We start from the raw sequence: 14,702 nt of genomic DNA, 5'->3' as shown, positions 1-14,702 counted from the left end.
GGGTGCGGCTCGGAACGCGTAGGCTCGGCATACGTGACCGGTATTCCACCTATTCCGTTGCTGCGGCTCGATCCCGGCATCCCCGTACCCACGCGTGCCCACGCCGGCGACGCGGGTGTGGACCTGTGCACCACAGAGGACGTCATCATCGAACCCGGGGAGCGGGTGCTCGTCGGCACCGGGATCGCCGTCGCTCTCCCGATGGGCACCGTGGGGCTCATCCATCCGCGGTCCGGACTGGCCGCCAAGCACGGCCTCTCCGTTGTCAACACCCCCGGCACGGTCGACGCCGGGTACCGCGGCGAGATCAAGGTGTGCCTCATCAATCATGATGTGCGTACCCCCATCGAGCTCCGGCGCGGTGACCGCATCGCCCAGTTGCTGGTGCAGCGGGTGGAGCTGGTCGACTTCGTCGAGGTGGAGCAGCTCGACGACACCGCTCGGGGCGCGGGAGGATACGGATCGAGCGGAGGGCACGCGAGCCTGTCCGAGGGGTCCGGTGGGGCGGGCGTGGCGACCGGCAAGGAGGCATGACGATGGTGTTCGGACGGAAGAGAAAGCGCTCCGACAGAGAACCGGAGGAGCGGTTCGACGACGAGTACGTCGACTACGACGAGTCCGAGTATCGGGACACCGATTACCAGGACGCCGACTATCGGGACGCCGACTACGACGACGAGTACGCGGACGAGGCCGACAGCGGCTACGACGATGCCGCGGCCCACTTCGCCGAGCGCACCGGGCCCTACGACTACGACGACGTGTCCGAGTTGCTGGCGAAGGTCGCCGATCAACGCCTCGATCTCGGCTCGGTGATCGTGCCGGTGCCGCCGGGCGGCCAGCTCCAGGTGGAGATGACCCCCGAGGGCAGCCCGCAGGCGGTGCACCTGGCCACCCAGCACGGTCGTATCACCGTCGCCGCCTACGCGGCGCCCAAGTCGCCGGGGCAGTGGCGGTCGGTGGCGGCCGATCTGGCGGACACGCTGCGCAAGGACGGCGCGCAGGTATCCGTGCAGCAGGGCCCCTGGGGTCGCGAGCTGCACGCGGTGACCCAGGGCGCGGATCTGCGCTTCATCGGCGTGGACGGCCACCGCTGGATGGTCCGCCTGGTCGCGGCCGGTCCCTCCGGCGCGGCCGACGAGGGCCAGCCCCTGGTGGCGGCGGCGCGGGCGATTCTGGGCGAGACGATCGTCCGGCGCGGCGACGAGCCGCTGCCGGTGCGCGAACCGCTGCCTGTGGTGCTGCCGCAGGAGCTCGCGGATCAGCTCGCCGCCGCCCACCAGCAGCAGCTGGCGGCGCAGCAGCAGGCGGTGGCGGCGCAGATGGCGGCCATGAACACCGGGCAGCATCCGGTGATCGCGCCGACCGAGCCGGACCAGCCGCGCCGCGGTGCCGAGGGTTCGGCCATGCAGCAGCTGGGGTTGAACGGCTGAACGGCCCCGAACAAGTAACGGACACTGTGTGATACGGCCCGCTCACCGACGGTGAGCGGGCCGATTGCGATATCGGGCACAGTGACCGTGGGATGGGTTACGCCGATGTGGTGGGGCGCACGGTGGTTCGCAGCAGCGCCGGGATGCCGCGGCGGCCCAGCACGCTCGGGTCGGCGCCGAGTTCTTCCAGGGTGATGCGGTGCAGTTCGGCGTGGGGCAGCAGGGCGGTCCACCGCTGCGCCACCGCGATCGGATGCACCGGATCGTCGACCGCGCCGATCACCGCCACCGGCGCGGTCACGTGCGCCAGCAGGTCCGGTTCGGGCCAGCCGTAGGCGGCGGCCTCGTCGAGGAAGCGCGGCAGTTCCGGCCACTGGGCGCGCCAGGAGCGGGTGAGGGCGTCGGCCAGCCAGGCCGGGCTGGAGGCGCGCATGCGGGCGGTCACGGCGTCGATGCCGTCGGCACGCAACTGGACGGCGGTGGCGGCGGCGGAGCGGGCGGCGGGACAGTCGATGGTGTCGGCTCCCGTCCACGCGGGCAGGGCGGCCACCACACCGGCGGTGCGGTCCGGATGGCGTGCGGCCCAGTCGACCGCGACGGCCGCGCCGAGTGAGATTCCGGCGATCAGCACCGGCCCGGAGCGGGCGGCGGTGTCCAGGGCGGCACGGTAGCTCGCGACCACGCCGCGGGCATCCGGATCGACCGCGTGCAACGGCAGATCGACTGCGGCGCAGGCGGTTTCGAATGCACGCCGGGCGAAGTGGGCGTCGGATCCGGTTCCGGGCAGAGCGACGGCGATCGCCGGACGGGGTAGCTCGGGCACCCGGATGAGGCTACTCACGTCGGGCGCGCGTGGCGGGGGCAGGCCCACACCTCTACAGTGGCGGTGTACGGCCGAAGCCGGTCGTGTGGGAAACCCGACGACGTGAGACCCACGCCGTCTTGCTCTACAGGGAAGTGCGAGATGCCATCCTCGGGTGGGAAGGACACACCCTCCGGTTATTTCCGGCGGTTGAGCCGCCGGCTGACCGAGGACCTGGATCGATTGGACGCCGAGGAGCTCGCCGAGACGTCGGAGGCGTCGGGGGCCTGTCGGGCGTCGGAGTGTCGACGGGGTGAAGAGGTCACCATGCTGGGTCGGCTGCGCAGTGTCGAAGCCTGCCCCAAGGCGGCCGGTGCGGAGGTCGAGGCGGAGTTCTTCGACGGCACCGACAGCATCGCCCTGGTGTGGATCGGGCGTCGCCGCATCCCCGGCATCGAACCGGGACGTAGGATTCTGGTCCGCGGCCGGATCGGTGAACGCGCCGGCGGCAAGGTGATCTACAACCCCTACTACGAACTCCACGAGAAATCCTGAGGCATGCCGATACCGAGCAGCGACGACAAGGGTACGAACTTCCGGACCGCCGGGCAGCCGGGCAGCGTCGACGACGCGGCGCTCGCCGCCGCCGAGCGGTCCATTCTCGATGACGCGGACCAAGCCCTGCTCGCCGCTGCCGGCCGCGAGGCCGCCGCGGAGGAGGCCCGCGAGGAGCGGGTCGAACAGTCGCTGCTCGAGCAGATGGGCGGTTTCAGCGGCCTGATCTACTCGTCACTGCCCGTTGTGGTGTTCGTGCCGGTGAATACCTGGCGCGGCCTCACGACTGCCATCTGGGCGGCCCTGGGGGTCGCTACGGCCATTCTGATCTGGCGGATCGTGCGTCGCGATCCGGTCCAGCCCGCCATCTCCGGATTCCTCGGGGTGGGCGTGTGTGCCTTCATCGCCTACCGGATGGGTGAGGCCAAGGGCTTCTTCCTGTTCGGCATCTACGCCAGCCTGGTGTACGCGGGCGCGTTCGTGCTGTCGCTGCTGGTGCGCTGGCCGCTGGCCGGTGTCATCTGGGGGTTTCTGAACGGCCACGGCAGCGACTGGCGGTCCGACCGCCGGGCCATGCGCCTCTACGACCTGGCCACCGCGGTGTGGGCGGTGGTGTTCAGTGCCCGCTACGTGGTGCAGAACCACTTCTACGACGCCGACTCCACGGGTCTGCTCGCCGCGGCCCGCATCGCCATGGGCTGGCCGTTGACGGCGGTCGCCCTGCTGGTGACCGTCTGGGCGGTGCGCCGCGCCGGGCACCTGCCCGCGCGCAAGCCCTGATGTGCGAGCCCTGGTTTCCGGGGGCACTTATCGCGCGAAGCGCACCAGACGCAACACCTTTGGGGGCATCGGTGGCATAAAGGTGGATCCCAACCCACCCCTGGGGTGCCTATTTCGGCGCTCCGGTTCGCAGCAACATCGTTTGTGACAGGAAACGATGAAAGGACCGGAGTTGGTTACCGAGGGCAAGGCAGCGGCGACGTCGGACATCCGCGACGAGGGGCGCGGGTCGGCGGCGCAGGGCGCCTCGCGCCGGCATCTGGCGGGGCGGGGTTCCAAGAACAGTGCGGCGACGTCGGAGAGTCGCCGGGCGGCAGCCGAATTGGAGAAACTGATCGGACCGGCCGCCAACGGTGACAAGCACGCGGTATCGGACATGCTGCGGATCGTGTATCCGCTGGTGCGCCGCTACTGTGCGGCCCGCATGAGCGGCGCGGCCCATCTGCACGTCACCACCGACGATGTGGCGCAGGAGATCTGCCTGGCGACCGTGCAGGCGATTCCGCGCTACCGCGACCAGGGCAAGTCGTTCCTGGCCTTCGTCTACGGCATCTCGGCCAACAAGGTGGCCGACGCCTACCGCCGGGCGCAGGTGCACCCGGCCTATCCGGTGGCGGAGTTCCCGGACGAGCCGAATACCGAGGCGGGGCCGGAGGAGCGGGCGCTGGCGTCGGAGGCCAGGGCCGCCACCCGGGAACTCATGAAGGTGCTGGCACCCACCCATCGTGAGGTGCTGGTCATGCGCATCGTGCTGGGGTGGACGGCCGCGGAGACCGCGGAGGCGATCGGCACCAGTCCGGGCGTGGTGCGGGTCATGCAGCATCGCGCGCTGAACAAGCTGCGCGCCGAGTTGCGGGCCGCGTCCTGAGCGCCGGGCCGGATCGAACGCCCGCGGCGGATCCGGTCCGGGGCCTGTCAGGAGGCGAAGTCGGCTCCGGTGGAGAACTCCGCCGGGGTCGCGGCCGTGCCGGGGCCGAAACCGTTGACGCCGAGGGCCTTCCGTAGCTCGTCCTCGGCTTCCACGGAGGTGACGAACAGCAGTTCGTCCTCCCCTTCGAGCGGGTCGTCGCCCTGCGGCACGATCACCCGGCCGCCGCGCAGAATGGTCACCAGCGCGACGTCGCGGGGGATGGCGAGGGTGCGAACGGCCTTGCCCGCCAGCGGCGTATCGGTCGGCAGTGTGATCTCCACCAGATTGGCCTGACCCTGGCGCAGGGTCATCAGCCGCACCAGATCGCCCACCGACACCGCCTCCTCCACCAGGGAGGCCAGCAGGCGCGGTGTCGAGACGGCCACGTCCACGCCCCAGGACGTATCGAACAGCCACTCGTTGCGCGGATCGTTGACGCGCGCCACCACCCGCCGCACCCCGAACTCGGTCTTGGCGAGCAGGCTGAACACCAGGTTCACCTTGTCGTCGCCGGTGGCGGCGATGACCACCTCGTAGGTCTCGAGGTCCGCTTCCTCGAGCAGTTCCAGTTCGCACGCGTCGGCGTGCACCCAGACGGCGGTGGGGGCGACGGTGGGGTCGATGTGGTCGAGGCGGCGTTCGAGCAGCATCACCTCGTGGCCGCCGCGCAGTAGTTCCTGGGCGATGCTGCGGCCGACGGCTCCGGCCCCGGCAATGGCTACCTTCATGATCAGTCCTCGTGGGCGGGTGCGGTGGTGGCCAGGGCGACGGCCTCGCCGACGGTGCCCGAGGTCGCGGCGATGTAGACGGCGTCGTCCGCCTGCAGCACGGTTTTGCCGGTGGGCAGGACGCCCTGTCCGAAGCGGATGATGAACGCGACGCGCGCGCCGATCGTGCCCTCCAGATCGGTGACGGTGCGGCCGTACCAGTCCTCGTGCAGGGTGAGTTCGGTGACCGCGACGGTGCCGGTGGGGTCGCGCCAGGAGGTGGTGGCCTGGTCGGAGACGAGGGTGCGCAGGAAGCGGTCGGTGGTCCAGGGCACGGTGGCGATGGTCGGGATGCCCAGCCGTTCGTAGACGGCGGCGCGTTTGGCGTCGTAGATGCGGGCGACCACGCGTTCCACGCCGAAGGTTTCGCGCGCTACCCGCGCCGAGATGATGTTGGAGTTGTCGCCGGAGGATACGGCGGCGAATGCGCCTGCCCGTTCGATTCCCGCGCGAGTCAGGACATCTCGGTCAAATCCGACACCGGTGACGCACATTCCGGGAAAATCACGGCCCAGGCGCAGGAAGGCGCTCGAGTTCTGGTCGATCACCGCGACCTCGTGACCGATGCGGACCAGGGCCCGCGCGAGGGAGGAGCCCACGCGCCCGCACCCCATGATCACTACGTACACCGTTCGAACCCCATTCCCGAAAACCGTGGTGTGCGGTCTGGTTGCTTGTCCGGGGGGCAACCGTACCGCCCATGTTCCTCCGAGGCCACGTTCCCCCTCCTGAATGCTTTCAAACCGGAACGAGAATTTCTCACATCGAAGAGGTGCATATCGGCCGCCCGGCCGCGCCGCGAATAACGCATGCCCCGGGCTGCCTTATGCTGCCTCGAGTGTCGAAGTTGACGACGGCCGCCAAACGCATGGTGGTGGGCCGCCCCTTCCGTAGCGATTCGCTGGGGCACACGCTGCTACCCAAACGGATCGCCCTGCCGGTGTTCGCCTCCGATGCGCTGTCGTCGGTGGCGTACGCGCCGGAGGAGATCTTCCTGGTGCTGTCGGTGGCCGGGCTGTCGGCGTACGTGTACGCGCCCTGGATCGGCCTCGCCGTCGCGGTGGTGATGGCCGTCGTGGTGGCCAGCTACCGGCAGAACGTGCACGCCTACCCGTCCGGCGGCGGCGACTACGAGGTGGCGACCAAGAACCTCGGGCCCACGGCGGGCCTCACCGTCGGCAGTGCGCTGCTGGTGGACTACGTGCTCACGGTGGCGGTGTCGATCTCCTCGGCGGCCTCCAACATCGGCTCGGCGGTGCCGTTCGTGGCCACGCACAAGGTGCTGTTCGCGGTGGTGGCCATCGCGCTGCTGACCGCCATGAACCTGCGCGGGGTGCGCGAATCCGGCACCATGTTCGCCATCCCCACCTACGCCTTCATGTTCGGCATGTTCGCCATGCTGATCTGGGGATTCTTCCGCACCGACGTGCTGGGTGAGACGGTGCACGCCGAGTCCTACGGCTTCGAGCTGCAATCCGACGAGGACCATCTGCTCGGCATCGCGCTGGTGTTCCTCATCGCGCGCGCCTTCTCCTCCGGCTGCGCGGCCCTGACCGGTGTGGAGGCCATCAGCAACGGGGTGCCCGCCTTCCGGAAGCCCAAGTCTCGCAATGCCGCCACCACCCTGCTGCTGCTCGGCGTCATCGCCGTCACACTATTCATGAGCATGATCGTGCTCGCCCAGCGGGTCGGCATCGTGTACGCGGAGAATGTGAAGGACCTGGTCGGCGCGCCCGCGGGCTATGAGCAGAAGACCCTGATCGCGCAGCTGGCGCACGCGGTGTTCTCCGAATTCCCGATCGGGTTCTACTTCATCACCATCGTCACCGCGCTGATCCTGGTGCTGGCGGCCAATACCGCCTTCAACGGATTCCCGGTGCTGGCGTCGGTGCTGGCGCAGGACCGGTTCCTGCCCCGGCAGCTGCACACCCGCGGCGACCGGCTGGCCTTCAGCAACGGCATCATCTTCCTGGCGGGTGGGGCCATCGCCTTCGTGGTGCTGTTCGGCGCGGAGGTGACGCACCTCATCCAGCTCTACATCGTCGGAGTGTTCGTCTCGTTCGTACTGAGCCAGACGGGCATGCTGCGGCACTGGACGCGGCTGCTGCGCACCGAGACCGATCCGGAGCAGCGGGCGCGGATGAAACGCTCACGGGTGATCAACGCCATCGGTCTCACCATGACCGCCGCGGTGCTCATCATCGTGCTGGTCACCAAGTTCCTGGCGGGGGCATGGATCGCCATCGTCACCATGGCGTCCATCTTCGGGCTCATGAAACTCATTCGCCGCCACTACGACACGGTCGCGCGCGAACTCGACGAGACCGAATGGGACGGCGTGCTGCCCAGCCGCACCCACTCCATCGTGCTGGTGTCCAAACTGCATCTGCCGACCAAACGCGCCATCGCCTACGCCCGCGCCACCCGGCCCGACACCCTCGAGGCCATCACCGTGAACGTCGACGAACCCGATACCCGCGCGCTCGTGCGGGAATGGGAGCGCAGCGATATCTCGGTGCCGCTCAAGGTGATCGAATCGCCCTACCGCGAAATCACCAAGCCGGTGGTGGATTACGTGAAGCGGCTGCGCAAGGATTCCCCGCGCGACGTGGTCACCGTATTCATTCCCGAATACGTGGTGGGCCGCTGGTGGGAACAGTTGCTGCACAACCAGAGCGCGTTGCGGCTCAAGGGCCGCCTGCTGTTCGAACCCGGCGTCATGGTGACCAGCGTGCCGTGGCAGCTCAGCTCCTCGGCCAAGGCCCGCCGCGAGGGCGAGGTCAGCGCACCGGGCGCGATCCGGCGTGGATTCGGGGACGGGCGTGGCTGATTGGCGCGGAGCCGAACTGGAGGTACGCCTCGGCCCACCTGGGCACGGCGGTTTCTGCGTGGCCCGGCACGAGGGGCGGGTGCTGTTCGTCCGCCACGGCCTGCCCGGGGAACTGGTCCGGGTCCGGGTGACCGAGGACCGTGGCGGGTCCTTCTGCCGCGCGGAGGCATTCGAGATCCTGGAAGCGTCACCGGATCGGGTACCGGCCTTGTGCCCGGTCTCCGGCGTCGGCGGCGCGGGCTGCTGTGATTTCTCCTACGCCACCCCCGACGCGCAGCGCCGCCTGAAGGCGATGGTGGTCACCGAGCAGCTGCGGCGGTTGGCCGGGTGGGAGACCGAGGTCGTCGTCGAATCGATTCCGGTGGACCTCGGGCTGCTACGCCGTGGCCCGAATGCACCGTTCTCCGGACCGGTGCCGAGCGGAGATACCGGCGGCACGTCGGCCTCGACAGTGCGGGCGGACGGCGCGTCGATGCCCGGTGGGGGGACGGGAGACGCGCCGGGGAAGGGCGCGACGTCGGGCAAGAGGGCATCCACCGGCAGCGAGCGGTCCGGGTTGACGCGATCGGCCGACGAGATGACCGGCGGTACGGCACCCGGCGGTTCGGCACCGGGAACCGCCGCGATTTCGGGTGGGGGGCGGCCCGGCGATCACGCGGCCGGGGCCGAGGGGCTGGTCCGGGGCTGGCGCAGCCGGGTGCGGTTGGCCGTGGATGCCGAGGGGCGGGCCGGGGTGCACCGGTATCGCGGGACCGAGGTGATCACCGATCTGCGCTGCCCGCAGCCGGTGGCCGGTGCGATGACGGGGATCGCGGAGCGCAGCTGGACGCCCGGGTCGGATCTCGTGGTGGCGGTGGACGGGGATGGGCAGCGTCATATCGTCGAACTGGCACCACCGGAGGCCGGGGAGGCGAGGAGTCGTCGCGCCGGGCGTGGCGATCGGGGCTCCGGTGCGCGGCGGGGCGGTGGTGGACAGGATGCTTTCGGCCACGACGGCGGCCGACCCGAACGTGCGGACGGTCGTCGACGTGGTGGCGCGGAACGCGATCGTCGGGGCGGGCCGGACAGCCGGAGTCGGGGTGGCTCCCAGCATCACCGGGGCGGTTCGGGCGGCACTCGTCGCGGCTCGAACGAGGACCTACGTGGCGGCGTGAACAACGATCGCCGGGGTGCCGCCGCGCGGCGGGCGGCGGCGCACGCGCCGCGCGCCGAGACCGTGATCGAGGGCACCGGCCGGGCGGTTCAGTATGTCGCGGGGCGGCGTTGGGAGCTGTCCGCCACCGGGTTCTGGCAGCCGCATATCGGTGCGGCGCAGTGCTATTCGGATGTGGTGGCGGAATGGGCGTACGCCTCGCCCGGTGCCCTGGCCTGGGATCTGTATTGCGGGGTGGGCGTTTTCGCGGCGCGGGTGGCCGAACAGGTCGGGTCCGCCGGGGCGGTGTCGGGTGTCGAATACGCGCGGACGGCCGTCGCCGACGGCACCGCGTCCCTGCGTGACCTGCCGTGGGTGGACCTGCGCGCCGAACGGGTCGAGCGTTGGATTTCCGAACAGCCCGCGGCCGCACCGGAAGTCGTGGTGCTCGATCCGCCGCGCGCGGGTGCGGGCAAGGAGGTGGTCGCGGCGCTCACCGCGCGCTCACCCCGCCGCATCGTGCACATCGGCTGTGACCCGGCCGCCTTCGCCCGTGACATCGGCCTCTACCGGGCCGCGGGCTACCTGGTCACCGAACTGCGCGCCTTCGACGCCTTCCCGGGCACCCATCACGTGGAATGCCTTGCGCTGCTGGAACTGTGAGGACGGCTTCGGCGCGGCTCGCCTCGGCGATCAGTGCGGCCGTTGCCGACGGTAGGCCGTACAGCAGCTGCCGCACCGCACTCGCGATCCGAGGCAATGCGCGGTCTGTGCGATGTCCGACCGGCCGAACCCTCGGAAGTCCGAGGCCGCGTGCACGATCGTGTCCACACCGGGCACCGCCTCGGCCACCCGGCGGCCGGTGCGCCGATCACCGGTGCGCGCGTACTGGACGATGTCGGGTCGAAGCTGGTACGGGTGTGTCGTCGATGACGGGGCAGAACGTGGTCAACGCCGCATCCTCGGATCGTGAGCTGGATCGGGATACATGGGGACGCAACCACCATGAATGGCCTCGGGGCGCAGTTCGAAATGCCAGGGCTCGTTGGCGTAGATCTGGCACAGGCCGTAGGCGGCGCCGTGAACAGCCAGCCACTTCGCGGCATCCGGGGCGAGGTCGACGGCGTCGCCCGACACGTGAGCCGACGTTTCCGCGCTGGCGACCCAGCGGGCGGCCGCTTGGCGCGAACCGTACTTCACGACTGCCTCGCGTAGCAGACGATCCTGGTGGTCCGGGGAACGCCAGCCGCTGTTGACGGTGAACGTGACCCCGTCAGCGGCGGCGTCGGCCGCCGCCTGCCGCAGTGCGCGGAGTAGATCGGGGGCCAGGTTCGCGACACCGGGATACCGGTCGTCGAAGACCGTCGCATCGCGGGGGAGGCCACCGTCGGCCTCGGTGGATTCTCCGCACGCCACGGTGATCGATGTGAGGGCGGCGAGCAGTCCCAGGACAGCGCGTCTACGGGTGACAGGTCTTGGTCTCATGCTGCCAGTCAAGGCAGCAGGGTGTTGCCGGCCCGTAAGCCGTTTCGCATACGTCGGCGAAATACGCCTCGACTTAGCATCGAGAGCATGCGTGTACTGGTGGTAGAGGACGAGTCGTACCTGGCGGAGGCCATTCGCGACGGGTTGCGCCTGGCCGCGATCGCCGCCGACATCGCCGGTGACGGTGACACCGCGATGGAACTGTTGACCATCAACAGCTATGACATCGCCGTCCTCGATCGCGACATCCCCGGGCCCTCCGGCGACGTGATCGCCGAACATATCGTCGCGTCCGGTAGTGGCATGCCGATTCTGATGTTGACCGCCGCCGACCGGCTCGACGACAAGGCGTCGGGATTCGAGCTCGGCGCCGACGACTATCTCACCAAGCCTTTCGAACTGCGTGAACTCGTGCTTCGGCTCCGCGCGCTGGACCGTCGGCGTGCGCACAGCCGGCCGCCGGTGCGGGAGATCGCCGGATTGCGTGTGGATCCGTTTCGTCGCGAGGTCTATCGGGACGGCCGCTATATCGCGCTCACGCGCAAGCAATTCGCCGTGCTCGAGGTGCTCGTCGCCGCGGAAGGCGGTGTGATCAGCGCCGAGGAATTGCTGGAGCGAGCATGGGACGAGAACGCCGACCCGTTCACGAACGCGGTGCGAATCACCGTGTCGGCCCTACGCAAACGGCTCGGTGAACCCGGTCTCATCGCCACCGTGCCCGGTGTCGGCTACCGGATCGACGAATCCGCGCATGAATAGGGCACCCGGGTTGAGCGTTCGCCTCAAGCTCGCGCTCAGCTACACCGGGTTCCTCATGCTCGCGGGTGTGCTGCTGCTTACCGCCGTATGGGTGTTTCTGCTGCGTGACCTGCCGGTCGGGAATGTCGTGCCCGACCCCGCCAATCTCCCGCTCATTGTCGACCCGTCCAACTTCGGTCCGGGTGTGTTCGGCACGGCCGCGGCCGTCGTGCTGGTGTTCCTGCTGGTGTTCGGTCTGGTCGGCGGCTGGCTTCTGGCCGGACGCATGCTCGCGCCACTGGACAGCATCACCGCGGCCACCAGGGCCGCCGCGAATGGCTCACTCGCACACCGAATTCGACTTCCGGGCCGCCAGGACGAGTTCCGCGAACTCGCCGACGCTTTCGACGGCATGCTCGCGCGACTCGAATCCCATGTCGCCGAACAACGGAGGTTCGCCGCGAATGCCTCGCATGAACTGCGGACGCCGTTGGCGATCACCCGGACCCTGCTGGATGTCGCCCGCGACGATCCGGATCGCCGCACCGGCGAACTCGTCGAACGGCTCCATGCCGTCAATGCCCGGGCGATCGAGTTGACCGAAGCGTTGCTCCTGCTCAGCCGCGCCGATCAGCGTTCCTTCACGCGGGAACCGGTCGATCTTTCGCTGCTGGCCGAGGAAGCCGCCGAAACGCTGCTCCCGTTCGCCGAAGCGCGCGGGCTCACCATGGAAACCTCAGGCGACATCACCCCGACCGTCGGGTCGTACGCACTGCTGCTGCAACTGACCACGAATCTCGTGCACAACGCGATCGTGCACAACGTCGCCGACCAAGGCACCGTATGGGTGACGACCGCGATTCACCCCGGCACGGTCACCCTCACGGTCGAGAACACCGGCGAAATACTGTCGGCTCAACTGGTGTCGACGCTTGCCGAGCCCTTCCGGCGCGGTACCGAACGCATCCGCACCGATCACGCGGGCGTGGGGCTCGGGCTGGCCATCGTCGACACCATTACTCGAGCTCACGACGGAACGCTCACGCTCACACCGCGTGTCGGCGGCGGGCTGCGTGTCACGGTGCGACTACCGCGGGCCTGACGCGAGGTCCGGCATATCGTCGGTGTATCGAATAATCCATACGCGCTGACCACACCGCACCGTCTTCGCTGAAGGCGTGAATCACAGCCTTTCAACACAGTCCACGACCGCGGCAGGTTGGCGCTGGGCCGTCTTTCGTTTCTGCTTCGTCTACTTCAGCCTGTTCTGCCTGTTCACCACCGTGATCCCGTTCGCGCTGCTGGGATTGCTCGGACGTTGGGTCCACCGCCTCGGCGGGGAATGGGCGGTTGCGCCGGCCGACCCGATCACCGGGTGGGTGGGCCGGACGGTCTTCGGCGTCGACGCCGTGCTGCACCGGGACTCCGGAGCCGGTGACCAGACCGCCAATTGGGTACTGGTGTTCTGCATCCTGGTGGTCGCGGTCGTGGCCGCCGCGGTGTGGACGGTCGTCGATCGCCGGACCGCGCACCCTCGTTCGTGGGCGTGGTTCACCCTCTTCCTGCGCCTGTGCCTGGGCGCGGTGATGGTCGGTTTCGGAGTCGCCAAGCTGATCCCCACCCAGATGCCCGGACCGACGCTGGCGCAACTGTTGCAGCCGTACGGAGATCTGAGTCCGGCCTCGGTGCTGTGGCTACAGGTCGGTGGCTCGCACCCGTACGAGATGGCCCTCGGTGCGGCGGAAGTCGTGGCAGGGCTGCTGTTGTTCGTACCGCGGACAGCGGTACTGGGTGCCCTGTCGAGTGTGCTCTGCATGGCTCAGGTGCTGCTGTTGAACTTGACGTTCGACATACCGGAGAAGCTGCTCTCGGGGCATCTGCTGCTGATCGGCCTGATCCTGCTCGCTCCATACTGTGCGCGACTGATCGATCTGTTCGTACGGCAACGCCCATGCCGACCGCTGACACCGCCGCCGCTGTTCACCGACGTTCGGAAGAACCGCAAGGCCGTGTGGTTTCAACTCGCCGTCGCCTTCTGGGTGGTGCTGGGTGGCTACGACCGTTGGCTGGTCTGGCAGGAGCAGTACGGTCCCGACAGCCCGAAGTCCGAACTGTACGGAATCTGGGAGGTGCGCGAGTTCACCCTCGACGGGCAACCGACACCACCGCTGACGACCGACGAGAATCGATGGCAGCGACTGGTTTTCGACGACCCCGCGGAGGCGACCTATCAACGGATGAACGGAGAACTGGTGGCGGTGCGCGCCGAGTTCCGACCGGATGGCCGGGTGATATTCAGCGATGACACAATACAACCGTTCGCGACGTTGTCCGTCGAGCGACCGGTGCCGGACCGGCTGTCATTGCGCGGGACACTGCGGGGTCGCCCGATCACCGTCACTCTGGAACGGGTCGACCTGAACAGCTTCACCCTCAACAGTCGCGGATTCCATTGGGTGCAGGACTACCCGTACTTCCGATAGATGGCGCATCGTTCTCGCCCGCGAATCGCACGATCGGCGCGGCCGGTCGATCACGACCCGGCGACCTCGGGCTCGCTCAGCGCAGCTGCCAGGTGACGCGCAGGCTCGCGGACAGTTCGCTCTCGCCGAGTTCGACGGGGATCTCCGGGGATCCGCCCATTCCGGCGGATTTGGCGGCGACGGCGTAGGCGCGGGGGACCGGGGTGGGCATCGAGGTGTTCTCGGTGATCTCCACCACCGGGCCCAGGGTGCGTCCGGCGCGGGTGGCGTACTGGGTGGCCTTGGCGAGGGCGTTGTCCCAGGCGGCGTCGCGGGCCCGCGCCAGGAGTGCCTCCTCGTCGGAGACGGTGAGGTTCAGGCCGCCGAGGCGGACGTCGTCGCCGCCCGCGTCCACGGCGTGCGCGATGACGGTGGCCGGGGCGATTCCGGATTGCGTTGCGGCACTGCTGGATCCGACATCGCGCAACACCACGGTCAGCGCGGTGGTGGCGATGTAGCCGGTGATGCGTTCGCGATTCTCGGCCCACACGGTGTCGGTGCGCACCGACAGCCCGCTGGTGGCGATATCGGCGGCTCGCACCCCGTCGCCGCGCAGGGTGGTGACCACCGCGTCGCTGCGCTCCCCGGCGCGGGCATACGCCGCCGACACGGTCTCCGCCCGCGACTCGATGGAGATGGTGACCCGCATGAGATCCGGCGTGGCGCGCGCGGCCCCGCTGCCGAAGGTGGTGACGGTGCCGGTCTCGGTGCTGGTCACGGGCATTCCTCCGGGTAGGCGGACGGGTCA

At 69.1% G+C, this 14,702-nt stretch carries 14 protein-coding genes and 2 pseudogenes; 11 read left to right on the top strand and 5 right to left on the bottom strand.

The genetic code is table 11. The features are described from left to right. The first annotated feature begins 33 nt into the window (after positions 1–33). Positions 34–534, top strand: a complete 501-nt coding sequence (gene dut, locus FOH10_RS18665; protein ID WP_029924103.1) for a dUTP diphosphatase — start codon at positions 34–36, stop codon at positions 532–534. Between the two features lie 5 nt (positions 535–539). Continuing rightward, positions 540–1,433, top strand: a complete 894-nt coding sequence (locus FOH10_RS18660; RefSeq protein WP_244962098.1) for a DUF3710 domain-containing protein — start codon at positions 540–542, stop codon at positions 1,431–1,433. Positions 1,434–1,530: 97 nt separating this feature from the next. Here FOH10_RS18660 and FOH10_RS18655 read toward each other — a convergent pair whose 3' ends face one another. Continuing rightward, the gene (locus tag FOH10_RS18655) at positions 1,531–2,256 is read right to left on the bottom strand and encodes an alpha/beta fold hydrolase (protein ID WP_143981701.1); all 726 of its coding nucleotides are present in this window, start codon (positions 2,254–2,256) and stop codon (positions 1,531–1,533) included. A 141-nt stretch (positions 2,257–2,397) separates the two neighbouring features. Between FOH10_RS18655 and FOH10_RS18650 the strand changes: the two genes are divergently transcribed. The 3 genes from FOH10_RS18650 to FOH10_RS18640 all read left to right on the top strand — a co-directional run bounded on the left by FOH10_RS18650 (position 2,398) and on the right by FOH10_RS18640 (position 4,438). After that, a complete protein-coding gene (locus FOH10_RS18650; RefSeq protein WP_029924106.1) occupies positions 2,398–2,790 on the top strand; it encodes an OB-fold nucleic acid binding domain-containing protein in 393 nt (130 codons plus the stop codon). A gap of 204 nt (positions 2,791–2,994) precedes the next feature. Then, positions 2,995–3,570, top strand: coding sequence for a DUF3159 domain-containing protein (locus FOH10_RS18645; protein WP_039815559.1), 576 nt, complete (start codon positions 2,995–2,997; stop codon positions 3,568–3,570). A 157-nt stretch (positions 3,571–3,727) separates the two neighbouring features. Further along, positions 3,728–4,438 (top strand): sigma-70 family RNA polymerase sigma factor, encoded by a 711-nt coding sequence (locus tag FOH10_RS18640; RefSeq protein WP_081592564.1) that lies wholly within the window; start codon positions 3,728–3,730, stop codon positions 4,436–4,438. 47 nt (positions 4,439–4,485) lie between these two features. Here the strand turns inward: FOH10_RS18640 and FOH10_RS18635 are convergent, their stop codons facing one another. Then, entirely contained in the window at positions 4,486–5,208 is a 723-nt protein-coding gene (locus tag FOH10_RS18635) for a potassium channel family protein (RefSeq protein ID WP_143981700.1), read from the bottom strand. 2 nt (positions 5,209–5,210) lie between these two features. Next, complete coding sequence (locus FOH10_RS18630) at positions 5,211–5,876, bottom strand: potassium channel family protein (protein WP_029924110.1); 666 nt, start codon at positions 5,874–5,876, stop codon at positions 5,211–5,213. 209 nt (positions 5,877–6,085) lie between these two features. On the opposite strand from FOH10_RS18630, the gene FOH10_RS18625 reads away from it, so the two are divergent. The 3 genes and pseudogenes from FOH10_RS18625 to FOH10_RS18615 all read left to right on the top strand — a co-directional run. Beyond that, positions 6,086–8,077 (top strand): APC family permease, encoded by a 1,992-nt coding sequence (locus tag FOH10_RS18625; protein WP_143981699.1) that lies wholly within the window; start codon positions 6,086–6,088, stop codon positions 8,075–8,077. Next, positions 8,052–8,165: pseudogene (locus FOH10_RS36290) on the top strand (hypothetical protein); the annotation flags it as partial. The gene FOH10_RS18625 and the pseudogene FOH10_RS36290, both read left to right, overlap by 26 nt. Before the next feature lie 597 nt (positions 8,166–8,762). Continuing rightward, positions 8,763–9,872: pseudogene (locus FOH10_RS18615) on the top strand (class I SAM-dependent RNA methyltransferase); the annotation flags it as partial. A 285-nt stretch (positions 9,873–10,157) separates the two neighbouring features. On the opposite strand, the gene FOH10_RS18610 reads toward FOH10_RS18615, so the two are convergent. After that, the gene (locus FOH10_RS18610) at positions 10,158–10,694 is read right to left on the bottom strand and encodes a M15 family metallopeptidase (protein ID WP_143981698.1); all 537 of its coding nucleotides are present in this window, start codon (positions 10,692–10,694) and stop codon (positions 10,158–10,160) included. Positions 10,695–10,781: 87 nt separating this feature from the next. On the opposite strand from FOH10_RS18610, the gene FOH10_RS18605 reads away from it, so the two are divergent. The 3 genes from FOH10_RS18605 (at position 10,782) to FOH10_RS18595 (ending at position 13,915) form a co-directional block, all read left to right on the top strand. Then, a complete protein-coding gene (locus tag FOH10_RS18605) occupies positions 10,782–11,453 on the top strand; it encodes a response regulator transcription factor (RefSeq protein ID WP_143984182.1) in 672 nt (223 codons plus the stop codon). A gap of 10 nt (positions 11,454–11,463) precedes the next feature. Next, positions 11,464–12,534, top strand: coding sequence for a sensor histidine kinase (locus FOH10_RS18600; RefSeq protein WP_280525728.1), 1,071 nt, complete (start codon positions 11,464–11,466; stop codon positions 12,532–12,534). A gap of 76 nt (positions 12,535–12,610) precedes the next feature. Then, entirely contained in the window at positions 12,611–13,915 is a 1,305-nt protein-coding gene (locus FOH10_RS18595; protein WP_143981696.1) for a DoxX family protein, read from the top strand. Positions 13,916–13,991: 76 nt separating this feature from the next. Here the strand turns inward: FOH10_RS18595 and FOH10_RS18590 are convergent, their stop codons facing one another. Beyond that, a complete protein-coding gene (locus FOH10_RS18590) occupies positions 13,992–14,672 on the bottom strand; it encodes an SIMPL domain-containing protein (protein WP_411157805.1) in 681 nt (226 codons plus the stop codon). Between the last annotated feature and the right edge of the window lie 30 nt (positions 14,673–14,702).

Source organism: Nocardia otitidiscaviarum, from assembly GCF_007362295.1.
Classification (GTDB): domain Bacteria; phylum Actinomycetota; class Actinomycetes; order Mycobacteriales; family Mycobacteriaceae; genus Nocardia; species Nocardia otitidiscaviarum.
The sequence above is the reverse complement of the archived record's forward strand: the minus strand, read 5'-3'. Positions and strand labels throughout refer to the sequence as shown.